The organism is Kutzneria viridogrisea DSM 43870, from assembly GCF_000525635.1.
In the GTDB taxonomy this organism is placed as follows: domain Bacteria; phylum Actinomycetota; class Actinomycetes; order Mycobacteriales; family Pseudonocardiaceae; genus Kutzneria; species Kutzneria viridogrisea.
The window spans coordinates 7975919-7991040 of record NZ_CP007155.1; the positions used below are offsets into that span (position 1 = coordinate 7975919).

17 protein-coding genes are annotated in these 15122 nt (G+C 72.5%); 4 read left to right on the plus strand and 13 right to left on the minus strand.

Annotated features, from left to right (window positions below):
* Positions 1-82: 82 nt before the first annotated feature.
* Together dctA and KALB_RS34545 are read right to left on the minus strand one after the other, a co-directional pair.
* Positions 83-1411, minus strand: a complete 1329-nt coding sequence (gene dctA / locus KALB_RS34540) for a C4-dicarboxylate transporter DctA (protein ID WP_025360242.1) — start codon at positions 1409-1411, stop codon at positions 83-85.
* 186 nt (positions 1412-1597) lie between these two features.
* On the minus strand, positions 1598-2014 hold the full coding sequence (locus tag KALB_RS34545; protein WP_025360243.1) for a MerR family transcriptional regulator: 417 nt from the start codon (positions 2012-2014) through the stop codon (positions 1598-1600).
* 47 nt (positions 2015-2061) lie between these two features.
* On the opposite strand from KALB_RS34545, the gene KALB_RS34550 reads away from it, so the two are divergent.
* The 3 genes from KALB_RS34550 to KALB_RS34555 all read left to right on the plus strand — a co-directional run bounded on the left by KALB_RS34550 (position 2062) and on the right by KALB_RS34555 (position 4642).
* Complete coding sequence (locus tag KALB_RS34550; RefSeq protein ID WP_025360244.1) at positions 2062-3498, plus strand: FAD-dependent monooxygenase; 1437 nt, start codon at positions 2062-2064, stop codon at positions 3496-3498.
* Between the two features lie 82 nt (positions 3499-3580).
* The gene (locus KALB_RS49990) at positions 3581-3703 is read left to right on the plus strand and encodes a hypothetical protein (protein ID WP_268872229.1); all 123 of its coding nucleotides are present in this window, start codon (positions 3581-3583) and stop codon (positions 3701-3703) included.
* A gap of 9 nt (positions 3704-3712) precedes the next feature.
* Entirely contained in the window at positions 3713-4642 is a 930-nt protein-coding gene (locus KALB_RS34555) for a TAXI family TRAP transporter solute-binding subunit (protein ID WP_201771853.1), read from the plus strand.
* Here KALB_RS34555 and KALB_RS34560 read toward each other — a convergent pair.
* From KALB_RS34560 to KALB_RS34595, 8 genes are all read right to left on the minus strand, one after another.
* Positions 4598-5968, minus strand: coding sequence for a sensor histidine kinase (locus KALB_RS34560; RefSeq protein ID WP_025360246.1), 1371 nt, complete (start codon positions 5966-5968; stop codon positions 4598-4600). The genes KALB_RS34555 and KALB_RS34560 overlap by 45 nt on opposite strands.
* A 3-nt stretch (positions 5969-5971) precedes the next feature.
* A complete protein-coding gene (locus KALB_RS34565; protein WP_025360247.1) occupies positions 5972-6634 on the minus strand; it encodes a response regulator transcription factor in 663 nt (220 codons plus the stop codon).
* Positions 6634-7653, minus strand: a complete 1020-nt coding sequence (gene lgt, locus KALB_RS34570) for a prolipoprotein diacylglyceryl transferase (RefSeq protein ID WP_042221097.1) — start codon at positions 7651-7653, stop codon at positions 6634-6636. Before lgt ends, KALB_RS34565 begins: the two co-directional genes overlap by 1 nt.
* A 140-nt stretch (positions 7654-7793) precedes the next feature.
* Positions 7794-8582: a tryptophan synthase subunit alpha gene (gene trpA, locus KALB_RS34575; protein WP_030111200.1), complete on the minus strand. Its 789-nt coding sequence runs from the start codon at positions 8580-8582 to the stop codon at positions 7794-7796.
* The gene (trpB, locus tag KALB_RS34580; protein WP_030111199.1) at positions 8582-9802 is read right to left on the minus strand and encodes a tryptophan synthase subunit beta; all 1221 of its coding nucleotides are present in this window, start codon (positions 9800-9802) and stop codon (positions 8582-8584) included. The genes trpA and trpB overlap by 1 nt, the downstream gene beginning before the upstream one ends.
* Positions 9803-9821: 19 nt before the next feature.
* On the minus strand, positions 9822-10631 hold the full coding sequence (trpC, locus tag KALB_RS34585; RefSeq protein WP_025360251.1) for an indole-3-glycerol phosphate synthase TrpC: 810 nt from the start codon (positions 10629-10631) through the stop codon (positions 9822-9824).
* A gap of 127 nt (positions 10632-10758) precedes the next feature.
* Positions 10759-11301, minus strand: coding sequence for a Trp biosynthesis-associated membrane protein (locus KALB_RS34590; protein ID WP_030111198.1), 543 nt, complete (start codon positions 11299-11301; stop codon positions 10759-10761).
* Positions 11294-12826 carry an anthranilate synthase component I gene (locus KALB_RS34595; RefSeq protein ID WP_025360253.1) on the minus strand — a complete coding sequence of 511 codons (1533 nt, stop codon included), beginning with the start codon at positions 12824-12826 and terminating at the stop codon, positions 11294-11296. The genes KALB_RS34590 and KALB_RS34595 overlap by 8 nt, the downstream gene beginning before the upstream one ends.
* A gap of 79 nt (positions 12827-12905) precedes the next feature.
* Between KALB_RS34595 and KALB_RS34600 the strand changes: the two genes are divergently transcribed.
* The gene (locus tag KALB_RS34600) at positions 12906-13502 is read left to right on the plus strand and encodes a TetR/AcrR family transcriptional regulator (protein ID WP_025360254.1); all 597 of its coding nucleotides are present in this window, start codon (positions 12906-12908) and stop codon (positions 13500-13502) included.
* Here the strand turns inward: KALB_RS34600 and hisI are convergent.
* From hisI to hisF, 3 genes are read right to left on the minus strand one after another with little or no spacing between them, the layout of a single operon-like run.
* Positions 13472-13846: a phosphoribosyl-AMP cyclohydrolase gene (hisI, locus tag KALB_RS34605; protein ID WP_025360255.1), complete on the minus strand. Its 375-nt coding sequence runs from the start codon at positions 13844-13846 to the stop codon at positions 13472-13474. The two genes, KALB_RS34600 and hisI, sit on opposite strands and share 31 nt — an antisense overlap.
* The gene (locus KALB_RS34610; RefSeq protein ID WP_025360256.1) at positions 13843-14214 is read right to left on the minus strand and encodes a hypothetical protein; all 372 of its coding nucleotides are present in this window, start codon (positions 14212-14214) and stop codon (positions 13843-13845) included. Before KALB_RS34610 ends, hisI begins: the two co-directional genes overlap by 4 nt.
* Entirely contained in the window at positions 14211-14984 is a 774-nt protein-coding gene (gene hisF, locus KALB_RS34615; RefSeq protein WP_025360257.1) for an imidazole glycerol phosphate synthase subunit HisF, read from the minus strand. The genes KALB_RS34610 and hisF overlap by 4 nt, the downstream gene beginning before the upstream one ends.
* Between the last annotated feature and the right edge of the window lie 138 nt (positions 14985-15122).

The window sequence follows — 15122 nt, forward strand, 5'->3', positions numbered from 1 at the left end:
AAACCGTGCCGCAAGCGCGAACACGCCGTACCGCTAGCGCCGACACGCGTTACCGGAACGTCCGACACGCGCCGGGGGTGGGTCAGGACGGGCGGGTCAGCGCGGCGTCCACGTCCACAGTGGACGGGTTGTCCAGCACGTGCCTGAGGCGCTCGGAGTCCAGGTCGCCCTGCCAGCGCGCGACCACGAGGGTGCCGATGCCGTTGCCGATCACGTTGGTGATCGCCCGCGCCTCGGACATGAACCGGTCGATGCCCACGATCAGCGCGATGCCCACCACGGGGATGGTGCTGCCGAAGGCCTGTAGGGAGGCGGCCAGCGTGATCAGCCCGGCCCCGGTGACCCCGGCGGCGCCCTTGCTGGACAACAGCATGAACAGCAGCAGCCCGATCTGGGTGCCCAGGCCGATCTCGTGCCCGGTGGCCTGGGCGATGAACAGGGCGCCCATGGTCAGGTAGATGCAGGTGCCGTCCAGGTTGAACGAGTAGCCGGTCGGGATGGTCAGGCCCACCACCGACTTGCGCGCCCCCGCGGCCTCCAGCTTGATCAGCATGCGGGGCAGCGCCGCCTCGGAGGAGGAGGTGCCCAGCACGATGAAGATCTCGTCCTTGATGTAGCGCAGGAACTTGAACACGTTGAACCCGGCCAGCCTGCACACGATGCCCAGCACCACGACCACGAACAGCGCGCAGGTCAGGTAGAAGGCGACCATCAGGTACACCAGCCCGCCCAGCACCTTGCTGCCGAACTGGCCCACCGTGTAGGCGATGCCGCCGAACGCGCCGACCGGGGCCGCGTACATGATCACCTTGATCACGCCGAACATCACCTGTGCGACGGTGTCCAGCGCGCGCACCACCGGCTTGCCGCGCTCACCCAGCCCGGCCACGGCGATGGCCACCAGTACGGCCAGCAGCAGCACCTGGATGAGCTGCCCGTCGGTGAAGGCGCCGACGAAGGACTTCGGCACCAGGCTCAGCACGAAGTCGGTGACGCTCTCCCCCGCCGCCGCGGCCGAGTCGATCGTGGACTTGGCGGCCTTCTCGTTGACCGCGATGCCCAGCCCGTCGCCGGGGCGCAGCACGTTGACCACGACCAGGCCGATGGCCAGCGCCACCGTGGTCATCACCGTGAAGTACCCGATCGTGCGCAGCGCGAGCCCGCCCGCCTTGGCCAGGTTGCCCAGCCCGGCGATGCCGACCACGACGGTGCAGAAGATGGTCGGCGCGATGACCACCTTGACCAGGTTCACGAACAGGTCGGCCAGCCACTTGGTGCCCGCCGCCTGCGCGGGGAAGAACAGTCCGAACAGGACACCCAGCACGATGGCGGTGAGCACCCAGAAGTACAGCTGCCGGTACAGGGGCTTGCGTGGTCTGGCGGGACTACCAACCTCGGTGTTGGCGGCCATGCCTCCTCCTCAGGGCTCGGCGCGGGTCGGGGAACACGGTGATCCTGAGCACACACCATCGGGCTAGCAAGCGCACCTCGGGAAACTTGGGGTTCACCTGACGTTGATCTCTGCACCATCAGTTCCCCGGCAGCGGGGCGTAACCGTTCGGCCCCGTACAGCGAGCTGTCCGGCAGGACGAGCCGCTCACATGACCCGGTCCACGATCTCGTCCAGGTCCGCCCGCAGTTTGCTGCACTGGCGTACCGGGTCGGCGGTGGGGCAGGTCAACAGGTGCTCCAGCACGGCGCGGGCCGCGACCAGCTCGTCGATCCGGCGGGTCATCCCGGCGATGGTGTCGGCCAGCACCTGACGCCCCGCGGGCTGCTCCTCGCCGTGCCGGTCGGTGGTGAGGACGGCCGTGTCGGCCAGGGTCACCATGCCCTCGCGGTGCAGGCGCTGCACGAGCGCGAGCCTGCGCAGCTCCTCGCGGCCGTAGTACCGCACGGTGCCGCGCCGCTCGGCGGGCGGTACCAGTCCGAGCTCGTCGTAGTAGCGCAGGGCGGAGACCCGCAGGCCGAAGCGGCGCGCGACCTCGCCGATGGGGTGCAGCGGCTCGTTCACGACCACCATCTTGCGCTCAAGCCGACTTGAGCCAGCACGGTGGGGCCATGCGAACCGAACGAGTACCGGTACTGGTGGTCGGCGCGGGCCCGGTGGGGCTGACCAGCGCCCTGTTCCTGGCGCACTGGGGAGTGCACGCCCTGGTGGTGGACAAGCGGGCCGCCGGGCACGGGCCGCCGCGAGCGGGCACGAGCCTGCGCACGCTGGAGTTGTTCCGCACCATGGGCCTGGGCGAGGAGGTGGAGCGGTTGGCCTGGCGCGGCGGCCTTCCGCTGGAGGCGGTCCACCAGGACAGCGCGTTCGGCCCCGCGCTGTCGCGAAGCGGCCTGCCGCCGCGCTACGCCGAGCGCGTCGAGTCGTGCAGCCCGGCGGACCCGAGGCTGAGCATGTCCCAGGTGGAGGTGAACCGGTTGGCGCTGGCCCACCTCGACCGGAGCCAGGTCCGGCACGGCGTGCGGCTGCTGGACTTCACCGAGGTGGACGGGGTCGTGCGCGCGGAGCTGGTCGAGGAGTCGACCGGTGAGCGGTGGGTCGTCGAGGCCGACTACCTGATCGCCGCCGACGGCGCCCGCAGCGGGATCCGCGAGCGGCTGGGCATCCCGGTGCTCGACCGCGAGGTGATCGCCCACATCACCACGGCGTTCTACAGCGCCGATCTCGGTGACGCGCTCGCCCGCTGGGGCACGGGCGCCTGCTTCGTGCGCGGTGAGCAGGTCTACGCCACGCTGTTCTCGAAGGACGGCGACCGGCGGTGGACCTCGCACATCCTGGACTACCCGGGCAAACCGGAGGGCCCCGACGAGTTGTCCGAGCAGCAGGCGCTCCGGTTGCTGCGCACCGCGATCGGCGATCAGCGGATCCCGGTCGAGCTGCACGCCGTCAACTCGTGGACGGCCGCGGTGGGGCTGGCCGCCCGGCTGCGGCAGGGCCGGGTGTTCCTGGTCGGCGACGCCGCGCACGTGCAGAGTTCGGCGGGCGGTCTCGGCATGAACACCGGCATCCAGGACGGGCACAACCTGGCGTGGAAGCTCGCCGAGGTGCTGCACGGGCAGTCCGAGCCGGAACTGCTCGACAGCTACGAGCCGGAACGTCTTGCCGCGGCGAGGGAATCGCTCGGGCTGGCGCTGCGCCTGCACCGCGGCTACCTGGCGAAGGGGTGCGACCCGAGCGCCCTGCTGGAGCAGGTGGCCGTGGACTACCTGCGCGCGATGATGTTCTACGACTACGGCGGATCGGCCGATGTGGACGTGCTGCGCGACGAGATCCGCCCCGGTGTTCGCTTCCCGCACATGACGGTGCACGGAAAGTCCACTGTGGACATGATCGGCACGAGCTGGACCGAGTTCACCGGGCAGGCGGTGGACCGCCCGCACCACGTGCTGCCGGGACTGGCGCCGGGGCAGTCGGTGCTGGTGCGGCCGGACGGCGTCGTGGCCACTACCCGATCGGCCGCCGAGGACGCGCGGACGGCGCACCCTCAGTAGCGCGTGCGTGCCCAGAACTCCCCGATGGTTGCCGCACAACACACTTGTCCGTCGGTAGCATCGGATCGCGAGGTGGGAGTTGATGAGATCCGGTTCCTACAACTGGGACACGTTCAGCCAGTACGAGGTGTACAACGCCACCGAGCCCGCTGAGGAGCCGGAGCCCGAGCAGGCGACACCCGCACCGGAGGACGACCGGGGCTAGGCTGCCACGGTGCTGAGCAGGCGTGGGGTGCTGCGCGCGGCGGCGGCGAGTGCGGCCGGGGCCGCACTGGGCGCGTGCTCGGTACCGGGCGGGCCGGTGCTGCGGGAACTGGTGCTGCTGACCGGTCCACCCGGCGCGGTCTTCCGCGAGATCGGCGCGGCCATGGCCACCGCGATCGGCGCGCACCTGCCCGGGACCTCGGTGCGGGCCAAGCCCACAGCGGCCTCCGTGGCCAACCTGCACCTGCTGGCCACGGGCGAGGGTCAGCTCGGGCTGTCCGCGATCGACGCCGCCGAGGACGGGGGCAGGCCGCCAGCGGGCATCAGCGCGGTGGGCCGGATCTACGACAGCTTCCTGCACCTGGTGGTGCCGCGGGACTCGCCGATCGGCTCGCTGGCCGACCTGACCGGTCGCACCGTCTCGCTGGGCGCGCAGGGGTCGAGCACCGAGTTCACCAGCGACCGGCTGCTCGCCCTGCGCGGGGTGCGGCCGAACGGGGTGCGGCTCACCCAGGCCGACGCGGCGACAGCCCTGGTGCGGGGCCAGATCGAGGCGCTGCTGACGCTGACCGGCATTCCCACGCCGGCGATCACCGACCTGGCGCAGCGCATGCCGGTGCGCATGGTGCCGCTGGCCGAGGAGGCCGCCGCGCTGGCCGCCCGGTTCCCCGGCCCGTACGTGCCCGCCACGATCCCGGCCACCACGTACAAGGGGGTGCGGGCCTGCCCCACCGTGGCCGTGCCGAACCTGCTGCTGGCCCGCGACAACCTGTCCGCCGAGGTGGTGCGGACCGTCACCAGCACGGTGTTCACCGAGGTCGAGGCGATCACCCAGGGGCACCCGGAGGCACGGCGCATCAACGTGCGCACCGGTATCGCCACCGGGGTGGTGCCGCTACACCCCGGGGCCGCCGCCTGGTTCACCGCGGTCAAGCGGTAGGCGCAGCACCACGTCCAGCCCGCGCGGCCGCGCCTGCTCCAGCCGCAGCTGCCCGCCCGAGGCACCGATCAGGTCCGCGCAGATGGCCAGGCCCAACCCGGTCCCCGGCACGTTCTGGTGCCGGGGCGCACGCCAGAACCGGCCCAGCGCCGCCGCCCGCTCGGCCTCGTCCAGGCCGACCCCGTCGTCGGTGACGTGCAGCTCCCCGTCCCGCCACGCGAGCAGGACCCGGCTGGCCCCGGACAGCCGTGCGGCGTTGCCGACCAGCTCGTCCAGCACCGTGCCCAGCGCCCCCGGCTGAGCCAGGACCCGTTGTCCCGCAGGGATGTCCACCTCGATCGGCAGCCCGAGCCCCTGCCAGCCCGGCAGCCGCGCCGCGACCAGTTCGGCCACCTCCACCGGCTCGGCGTCCCGCCCGGCGTCCACCCTCGTGGCGGCCAGCAGGGCGTCGAGCACCCGCGCCATCTCCTCCGCCTCCTCCACCGCCACGCGCTGCGCCTCGCGGGCGTCCTCATCGGGCAGGTGCGGGGCCAGGTTGTCCACGGCCAGGCGCAGGCTCGCCAGCGGGTTGCGCAGCTGGTGCGAGGCGTCGGCCACGAAGTCGCGCTGACGGCGCAGCGCCCCGTCCACGACCTCGACCATCGTGTTGAAGGAACTGGTCAGCCTGCGCAGCTCGGGCGGACCGCTCACATCGGCCGCGCGGAAGTCGGTGCGCCCACCGGCGACCTCGGCGCTGGCCTCGTCCAGGCGGCGGATCGGCCGCAGCACCCAGCGCGACAGCGGCCAGGCGGCGCCGATCACCGCCAGCAGCGGCAGCACGCCCGCCAACGCGAGCAGGCCCCACTGCCGCAGCACCTCGGCGCGCAGCCGGTCGGTGGCCGACACGGCGACCACGGCGGCGACCACCTCGCTGTCCCGGCCGACCGGTTCCACCAGCACCAGCGGGCTGTCCTGCCAGGGCAGCACGGCCTGCGGGGTCTCGGGGCGGTAGCCGGAGAACGCGGCGAGCAGGCCCGCGCGCACGGCGGGGCCGGTCAGGTCCGGGTGCGCGCGGGAGGCCATCAGCACCGCGCCCTCCGGTGCCACCACGGCCACCGGGATGCCGTAGAGCTGGTCGTAGCGGGACAACTCGTCCTGTAGGGCCTGGGTACGGTCGGAGGCCAGCGCGGTCTCGGCCAGCGAGGCGAACCGGCTGACGTCGGCCAGTCGGTCCAGGTAGGTGGCCTGGGTCTCGCGCTGCGCCACGGCCGCTGCCAGCGGCACGCCCAGGGCGGTGCCCAACACCGCCAGCAGCGGCACCAGCACGAGCAGCAGCCGCCGCAGCACCGCTCAGCCCACCAACCGGTAGCCGACGCCCCGCACGGTCTCGATGCGCACCCGCTGCTCGCCCAGCTTCTGCCGCAGCGCGGCCACGTGCGTGTCCAGGGTGCGCGAGGGGGCCTCCCAGGAGGTGTGCCAGACCTGGTCCACGATCAGGTCCCGGCTGACCACCTCACCCGGCCGCGAGGCCAGTAGCGCGAGCAGGTCGAACTCCTTGCGGGTCAAGGAGATCGGCTCACCGTCCAGCTCGGCCGACCGGGTGCCCGCGTCCAGGGTGAGGCCGCCGACCCGCAGCACCGGGGCACTGGCCTCGGCCCTGGCGGTGCGGGTGCGACGCAGCACCGCCTCGATGCGGGCCAGCAGCTCGGCCGTGCCGAAGGGCTTGACCACGTAGTCGTCGGCGCCCGCCCGCAGACCCAGCACGCGTTCCCGCTCCTCGCCGCGGGCCGTCACGGCAATCACCGCCGTGCCCGGCTCGCGGCGCAGCCTGCGTAGCACGTCGAAGCCGTCCCCGTCGGGCAGGCCCAGGTCCAGCAGCACCACGTCGACCGGGGCCGCGCGCACGGCATCCTCCACAGTGGACACTCGGTGCACCTCGTAGCCCGCGTGCCGCAAGGCGGTCACCAGGCCGCGCGCGACCCGGTCGTCGTCCTCGACGACGAGTACGCGCATCAGCTCTTCGGTTCGGAGGGCGCCTCGTCCTCGGCCTTGGCCTCCGTCTTGGCCTCCTCCGCGGCGGGCTTGTCCGCGCCGTCCTCGGAGTCCTCGGCAGGCGGCGGCACGTCCGCGGCGACCTGATTGGTCGCGGTGCGGGCCTCGCGCAGTGCGACCAGGTCCTCACGGGGCCCGCGTGCCTTGGCGATGATCAGGTAGGCCACCGCGCCGAGGAACACCAGTCCCGCCACGAACACGTTGATCCGCACGCCGAAGATGTGCGTGGCCTCGTCGTCACGCATCAGCTCGACCCAGAACCGGCCCGCGGTGTAGCCCGCCACGTAGAGCGCGAAAGCCCGCCCGTGGCCCAGCCGGAACCGGCGGTCCGCCCACACGACCAGGGCGGCGACACCGAGGTTCCACAGCAGCTCGTACAGGAAGGTGGGGTGCACGGTGCGGATCGGCGCGCCCTGCGCCACACCGTTGATCCAGTCCAGCAGCCCGGTGTCCGGGTTGTACCGGTTGTAGATCTCCAGGGCCCAGGGCACGTCGGTGTCCCTGCCGAACAGTTCCTGGTTGAAGTAGTTGCCCAGTCGGCCGATGGCCTGCGCCACCACGATGCCGGGGGCGATCGCGTCGGCCACCGCGGGCAGCGGCACGCCCCTGCGGCGGCAGGCGATCAGCGCGCCGACCCCGCCCAGCGCCACCGCGCCCCAGATGCCCAGGCCGCCCTTCCAGACCTCCAGCGCGCCCAGCGGGTCGCCGCCGGGGCCGAAGTACTTCTGCCAGTCCGTGGCCAGGTGGTACAGGCGCCCACCGACCAGGCCGAAGGGCACGGCCCACACCGCGATGTCGGTGATGAAGCCCTTCTCACCGCCGCGCGCGACGAACCGCCGCTCACCCCAGACGATGGCCACGATGATGCCCACGATGATGAACAGGGCGTAGGCCCTGATCGGGATCGGGCCGACGTACCAGACGCCCTGGGGCGGGCTGGGGAAGCTGGCCAGGACGATGTTGGAGGCGGAGGTCACCACAGCGCCACCGTATACGGCTGCGGAGGGTGACCGCCCTCGCGGTCCGCGCTATTACCGGATTGTGACGACACACCCGAGTGCCATGAAAGTGCCGTTCCTGGCGTTGAACGCCAGGAACGGCACTTTCATGGCACGAGGGCTCAGGCCACGGCGGCTGCTCCGCGCACGCCCTGGGCCAGCTCGGCGGCCAGGTCGGCCACGGCCTGCTCGCCCTCGGCCACCTTGCTGACGAAGGCCGATCCGACGATCACGGCGTCGGCGAAGGCGGCCAGCTCGGCGGCCTGGGCCCCGTTGCGCACGCCAAGGCCCACGCCCACGGGCAGGTCGGTGTGCGCGCGCACGCGGCGGACCAGCTCGGGTGCGGCGCTGCTGACCACGTCACGGGCCCCGGTCACGCCCATCACGGAGGTCGCGTACAGGAAGCCGCTGCTTGCCTTGGCGGTACGGGCGATGCGCTCCTCGGTGGAGGAGGGCGCCACCAGGAAGATCCGGTCCAGGCCGTGCTCGGTGGAAGCGGCCAGCCACTCGTCCGCCTCGTCGGGGATCAGGTCGGGGGTGATGATGCCCAGGCCACCGGCGGCGGCCAGGTCGCGGGCGTAGGCGTCCACCCCGTACCGGTTGACCGGGTTCCAGTAGGTCATGACCACGGCACGGCCACCGGCCGAGCTGATGGACTCGACCACCTCGAACACGTCGCGCAGCCGGAAACCGGCCTCCAGGGCCTGCGTGGCGGCGGCCTGGATGGTGGGGCCGTCCATGACCGGGTCGGAGTAGGGCACGCCCACCTCGACCAGGTCGCAGCCGCCGTCCACCATGGCGCGCAGCATGGACTTGGACCCAGCGGCGGTCGGGTAGCCCGCGGGCAGGTAGCCGACCAGCGCGGCCCTGCCCTGCTCCCGGGTCGCGGTGAACAGCTCTGCCAGCGACATCAGGACTCCCCCTGCTCGACCAGACCGAAGAAGCTGTTGGCGGTGTCCATGTCCTTGTCCCCTCGACCGGACAGGTTCACCAGCACGATGCCCTCCGGCCCCAGCTCGCGGCCCAGCTCCAGGGCCCCGGCCAGGGCGTGCGAGGACTCGATCGCCGGGATGATGCCCTCGGTGCGCGAGAGCAGCCGCATGGCCGCCATCGCCTCGGCGTCGGTCACCGAGCGGTACTCGGCCCGGCCGAGGTCCTTGAGGTAGGAGTGCTCGGGTCCCACCCCGGGGTAGTCCAGGCCCGCCGAGATCGAGTACGCCTCGATGGTCTGGCCGTCCTCGTCCTGCAACAGGTACGAGCGGGCGCCGTGCAGCATGCCGGGCGTGCCCGCGGTGAGCGTGGCGCCGTGGTGGCCGCTGTCGACGCCCTTGCCGCCGGGCTCCAGGCCGACCAGCCGCACGCCGGGGTCGTCCAGGAAGCCGTGGAAGATGCCGATCGCGTTGGAGCCGCCGCCCACGCAGGCGGCCACGGCGTCGGGCAGCCTGCCGGTCAGGTCCAGCACCTGCTGCCGGGCCTCGATGCCGATGACCTTGTGGAAGTTGCGCACCATCACCGGGAACGGGTGCGCACCGGCCGCCGTGCCCAGCAGGTAGTGCGTGCTGTCCACGTTGGTGACCCAGTCGCGCAGCGCCTCGTTGATGGCGTCCTTGAGGGTGCGCGAGCCGCTGGTCACCGGGATGACCTCGGCACCGAGCAGCCGCATCCTGGCCACGTTGAGCGCCTGCCGCTGGGTGTCCACCTCACCCATGTAGACCACGCAGTCCAGGCCCATCAGCGCGCAGGCGGTGGCCGTGGCCACCCCGTGCTGCCCGGCCCCGGTCTCCGCGATGACCCGCTTCTTGCCCATGCGCTTGGTGAGCAGGGCCTGCCCCAGCACGTTGTTGATCTTGTGCGAGCCGGTGTGGTTGAGGTCCTCGCGCTTGAGCAGCACTCGCGCCCCGCCCGCGTGCTCGGCGAAGCGCGGCACCTCGGTGAGCAGCGAGGGGCGGCCCGCGTAGTCCCGCAGCAGGCGTTGGAACTCCCCGGTGAACTCCGGGTCCACGCTGGCCTTCTCGTACACGGTGGTCAGCTCGTCCAGCGCCGCGATCAGCGCCTCCGGCATGAACCTTCCGCCGTAGGGCCCGAAGTAGCCGCGCTCATCGGGCCCGTGCGGATCGTGCTGCTCGTTCATCGCTACGGCTTCTCCCAGGTCAGCGGCTCGGTCGCGGGCAGGCCGGATGCGAGCCCGCCGTCACCAGCTGGGTCACCGCCGCCTTGGGGTCACCGCTGGTCACCAGCCCCTCGCCGACCAGCACCGCGTCGGCACCGGCCCCGGCGTAGGTCATCAGGTCGGCCGGTCCGCGCACCCCGGACTCGGCCACCTTGTAGGTCTCGAACGGCAGACCGGGCGCGATGCGTCCGAACACCTCGCGGTCCACCTCCAGGGTGTGCAGGTTGCGCGCGTTGATGCCGATGACCTTGGCGCCCGCCTCCAGGGCCCGGTCGGCCTCCTCGGCGGTGTGCACCTCGACCAGCGCGGTCATGCCCAGCGACTCGACCCGGTCCAGCAGGGCCTCCAGCGCGTTCTGCTCCAGCGCCGCCACGATCAGCAGCACCACGTCGGCCCCGTGTGCCCGCGCCTCGTGCACCTGGTACGGGCTGACGATGAAGTCCTTGCGCAGCAGGGGAACGTCCACCGCCGCGCGCACCGCGTCCAGGTCCGCCAGCGAACCGCCGAAGCGGCGCTGTTCGGTCAGCACGCTGATCACCCGCGCCCCGGCGGCCGCGTAGTCCGCGGCCAGCACCGCCGGGTCCGGGATCTCCGCGAGGTCCCCCTTGGAGGGGCTGCGGCGCTTGACCTCGGCGATCACGCCGATGCCCGGTGCCTTGAGTGCGGTCATCGCGTCGCGCGGCGCGGGCGCCGCGAGCGAGCGCTCCTTGATGACCTCGAATGGGATTTCCGCCTCGCGCGAGGCCAAGTCGGCGCGGACGCCGTCGATGATCGAGTCCAGCACGGTCACGCCAAGTCCCCTTCCCGCCGCAAAGATGCTAACCCCGCGACGGCTGGCCTCCCGACAGCGGGTGCCGCAAGCAGGCCCTGGTAGTCAAGGCCCTTTCGGATAACGATTACGTGCCGTGTGCGAGCGGTCACTGCCTGGCGGTGGGGTCCTGGCCGGAGTCCAGCGCCTGCCACAGCTCCCGATCCGGGTCGGTCACGGGCTTTTTCGCTTGTGGGGACTGGTACTTCGCACCGAGCCGGGGCATCCGGTGCCCGGCGGCCACCAGCAGCGTGCCGCCCGCGAGCACCGCCAGCCCGGCCAGCGCGGCGAGCCCGTGCGCGGCGAGCACCGTGCCCGCCGGGTACCCGGCGGGGTGCGGGCCGAGCACGTCTCCGATGCCGTTGGCGGCCAACCAGAGCACACCGAATCCGCTGAGCAGCACCACAACCCCGGTGATCCGGCGCAGCCAGCCCCCGGTGGCCACCACGGCGGCCACCAGGGCCAGCACGAGCACCGCCAGCGGCACCAGGGCCGTCTCGGCCTGGTCGCCGGTGGCCTTCGTGGTCACCAGCCCGCGCAGGTCGTCGGTGTGCTGGCTCCAGGTCCAGGTCATCTGCGAGGACAGCCACAGCACCAGCGAGGCCAGCGCGAGCAGGCCCACCACTGTCCAGAGTGGACGGCGCTCAGACACCGGAACCCACCACCTCGCCCGCCGGTCGCAGCGTGCCCGCGGTGGCCACGGCGCTGAGCACGGCTCGCGCCTTGTTCAGGCACTCGGTGTCCTCGGCCGCCGGGTCGGAGTCGGCCACGATGCCCGCGCCCGCCTGCACGTAGGCCACCCCGTCGCGGACCAGGGCGGTGCGGATGGCGATCGCGGTGTCGCAGTCCCCCGCGAAGTCCAGGTAGCCCACGATGCCGCCGTAGAGCCCGCGCCGGGTCGGCTCCAGTTCCTCGATCAGCTCCATCGCACGCGGCTTGGGCGCACCGGACAGGGTGCCCGCGGGGAAGCAGGCGGCCACCGCGTCGAAGGCCGTGCGCCCGGTGTCCAGGTGCCCGGTCACCGTGGACACGATGTGCATGACGTGGCTGTAGCGCTCCACGCGGAAGAAGTCGACCACGTTCACCGAGCCGGGGCGGCAGACCCGGCCCAGGTCGTTGCGGCCCAGGTCGACCAGCATCAGGTGCTCGGCGCGCTCCTTGGCGTCGGCCAGGAGGTCCTTCTCCAGCAGTGCGTCCTCCTCGGCGTCCGCCCCGCGCCACCGGGTGCCCGCGATGGGGTGTGTGGTGGCCTGCCCGTCGCGCACGGTCACCAGCGCCTCGGGGCTGGCGCCCACGATGTCGAAGCCGTCCAGCCGCAGCAGGTACATGTACGGGCTGGGGTTGGTGGTGCGCAGTACCCGGTAGACGTCCAGCGCGTCGGCCTCGGTGTCGATCTCGAACCGCTGCGAGACGACCACCTGGAACGCCTCGCCCGCGCGGATGGCCTCCTTGGCGGTGTCCACGGCGGAGCGGAACTCGGCGCTGTCGCGGCGGCGCCGGAACCGGGGCTCGCTGGGTGCCAGCACGGCGGCGGTGGCCGGGGCGGTGGCGCCCAGTTCCTCGGTCATCTGGTCCAGCCGGGCCAGCGCGTCCTCGTAGGCGGCGTCCACCCGCTCCGGGGAGTCGTCCCAGTTGACCGCGTTGGCGATCAGCGTGATGGTGCCGGAGTGGTGGTCCAGTGCGGCCAGGTCGGTGGCCAGCAGCATGACCATCTCGGGCAGCCGCAGGTCGTCGGCGGCCAGTTCCGGCAGCCGCTCCAGCCTGCGCACCGCGTCGTAGCCGACGAACCCGACCATGCCGCCGGTCAGCGGGGGCAGGCCGGGCAGCGGGTCGGTGCGCAGCACCTCCAGGGTGCGGCGCAGCGCGTCGAGCGGGTCTCCGCCGCTGGGCAGGCCGACCGGCGGGGTGCCGGTCCAGCTGGCCTGGCCGCCGACCACGGTCAGCGCGGCCGGGCTGCGCACGCCCACGAAGGACCAGCGCGACCAGGAGCGGCCGTTCTCCGCGGATTCCAGCAGGAAGGTGCCGGGGCGGTCGCCCGCGAGCTTGCGGTAGACCCCGACCGGGGTTTCGGCGTCGGCGAGCAGCCTGCGCACGACCGGGATGACCCGGCGGCTCGCGGCCAGGGCTCGGAACTCCTCGCGGGTGGGGCTGACCTCGCCCAGCGCTGCACTGACCATGGGCCTCATTGTGCTCCACGCACTTGACCCGTCGGGTCACCGGGCCTAAATTTCATTGCGCGTTGAATAAGGAGCTGGTGTGACTCAACCCAGGAGAAGGGGCCGCCGACCGGCCGGTGAGGATACCAGGACGGCCCTGCTCGCTGCGGCCCGTCAGGTGTTCACCGAGCAGGGGTTCGACGGGGCCACGGTGCGCGGCATCGCCTCCCGCGCCGAGGTGGACCCCGCCATGGTCAACCACTGGTTCGGCGGCAAACGGGGCCTGTTCGCCGCGGCGGTCGAGCTGCCGGCCGATCCCGAGGCGGTGCGCGCACACGTGTTCGGCGGGGACCGCGAGCACATCGCCGAGCGGGCCGTGCGCGCCTTCGTGACGGTGTGGGACAGCACCGCGGGCGGCGGGTTCGCCGCGCTCATCCGCAGCGCCGCCACTCAGGAGGCCGCCGCCACCATGATGCGCGAGTTCATCACCGCGATCTTCGGCGAGGCCATCCGCGACCTGGGCGTGGACCGGCCCGAGCTGCGGCTGTCCCTGTTCGGCTCGCAGCTGTCCGGGCTGGGCCTGGCCCGCTACGTGGTCAAGCTGGAGCCACTGGCCTCAGCCGATGTGGACACCCTGGTCGCCACGGTCGGCCGCACCCTCCAGCACTACCTCACCGGGGAGCTGGAGCTGCCCTGAGCCTCGGCCGCCAGCAGCAGGCCCGCGTCGAAGCAGGTGCGGTCCCCGGTGTGGCAGGCCCCGTCGACCTGGTCCACCACCAGCAGCACGGTGTCCCCGTCGCAGTCGATGCGCACCTCGTGCACGTGCTGGGTGTGCCCCGAGGTCTCGCCCTTGATCCACTGACGGCCCCGGCTGCGCGAGAAGTACGTGGCCTCACGGGTGGTCAGGGTCCGGTGCAGCGCCTCGTCGTCCATCCAGGCCACCATCAGCACCTCGCCGGTGCCGCGCTGCTGCACGACCGCGCAGACCAGGCCCTCGGCGTTGCGCTTGAGCCTGTCCGCGATCGCCGGATCGAGCGTCACCGCGCACCTCCCAGGTATCGACCGGCCGGAGCCGTGTTGAGCAGCACGAAGGCGTAGACGTGCGCGGCGGCGAGCAGCCCGCACAGGATGCGCAGCCAGACCGGCGCCACGCCCAGCGCCAGCACGATCTGCAGGATGGTGATCAACGCCGCCCACACGAAGGCGGGCATGCGCGCCGCGCGGGCGCCGACCGCCAGCAGCCCGCCGAGCAGCAGCCCGACCACGGCGTCCACCGCGGGCACGATGGCCACCGAGGTGTCACCGATCTGCGTGCCCCAGGCGAAGGAGCCGCCCGCGAACAGCAGCCCGCCCAGCGCGAACACCAGCGCCGCGACGCGGACCTCCAGCGGGGCCGAGCCGCCGATCACCGGATCACCGCGCCGGAGGCACGCAGGCCGTCCTTGACCTCGCTGATGCGCAGCGTGCCGAAGTGGAACACGCTGGCCGCCAGCACCGCGTCCGCACCGGCGGCCACCGCGGGCGGGAAGTGGTCCACCTGGCCCGCTCCCCCGCTGGCGATCAGCGGCACGTCCACCACGGCCCGCACGCGGGTGATCAGGTCCAGGTCGAACCCGGCCTTGGTGCCGTCGGCGTCCATGGAGTTCAGCAGGATCTCGCCCACGCCCAGCTCCTGGCCGCGAGCCGCCCACTCCACCGCGTCGATGCCCGTGCCGCGACGGCCGCCGTGCGTGGTCACCTCGAAGCCCGAGGCCGTGGGCTGCCCGTCGGCGGGCACCCGGCGGGCGTCCACCGAGAGCACGATGCACTGCGCGCCGAACCGCTGCGAGCACTCCCTGAGCAGTTCCGGGCGGGCGATCGCCGCCGTGTTCACACTGACCTTGTCCGCGCCCGCGCGCAGCAGCCGGTCCACGTCCTCCGGGGCCCGCACGCCGCCACCGACCGTCAGCGGGATGAACACCTGCTCGGCCGTGCGGCGCACCACGTCATAGGTGGTCTCCCGGTCGCCCGAGGAGGCCGTCACGTCCAGGAAGGTCAGCTCGTCGGCGCCCTCCGCGTCGTAGGCGGCGGCCAGCGCGACCGGGTCGCCCGCGTCCACGAGGTCGGTGAAGTTGACGCCCTTCACCACCCGCCCGCGATCGACGTCCAGGCAGGGAATGACACGGACCGAAACTGGCATGTGCCCAGCCTACGACCTGCGCGCGCGAGTCCCGCTGACCGGTGCGCGAGTCCCGGTCTGGGGAGGGCGAGTCCCGCTGTCCGGAGCGTCATGAAGGTGCCGTTCAGGACGTTGGACGTCGCGAAGGGCACCTTCACG

Excerpts from the sequence above, each read along its gene's own strand:
- dctA (WP_025360242.1), bottom strand. The coding sequence starts at position 1,411 with ATGGCCGCCAACACCGAGGTTGGTAGTCCCGCCAGACCACGCAAGCCC.
- KALB_RS34550 (WP_025360244.1), top strand. The coding sequence starts at position 2,062 with ATGCGAACCGAACGAGTACCGGTACTGGTGGTCGGCGCGGGCCCGGTG.
- KALB_RS49990 (WP_268872229.1), top strand. The coding sequence starts at position 3,581 with ATGAGATCCGGTTCCTACAACTGGGACACGTTCAGCCAGTACGAGGTG.
- KALB_RS34565 (WP_025360247.1), bottom strand. The coding sequence starts at position 6,634 with ATGCGCGTACTCGTCGTCGAGGACGACGACCGGGTCGCGCGCGGCCTG.
- trpA (WP_030111200.1), bottom strand. The coding sequence starts at position 8,582 with ATGTCGCTGGCAGAGCTGTTCACCGCGACCCGGGAGCAGGGCAGGGCC.
- trpB (WP_030111199.1), bottom strand. The coding sequence starts at position 9,802 with ATGAACGAGCAGCACGATCCGCACGGGCCCGATGAGCGCGGCTACTTC.
- KALB_RS34595 (WP_025360253.1), bottom strand. The coding sequence starts at position 12,826 with ATGGTCAGTGCAGCGCTGGGCGAGGTCAGCCCCACCCGCGAGGAGTTC.
- hisF (WP_025360257.1), bottom strand. The coding sequence starts at position 14,984 with ATGCCAGTTTCGGTCCGTGTCATTCCCTGCCTGGACGTCGATCGCGGG.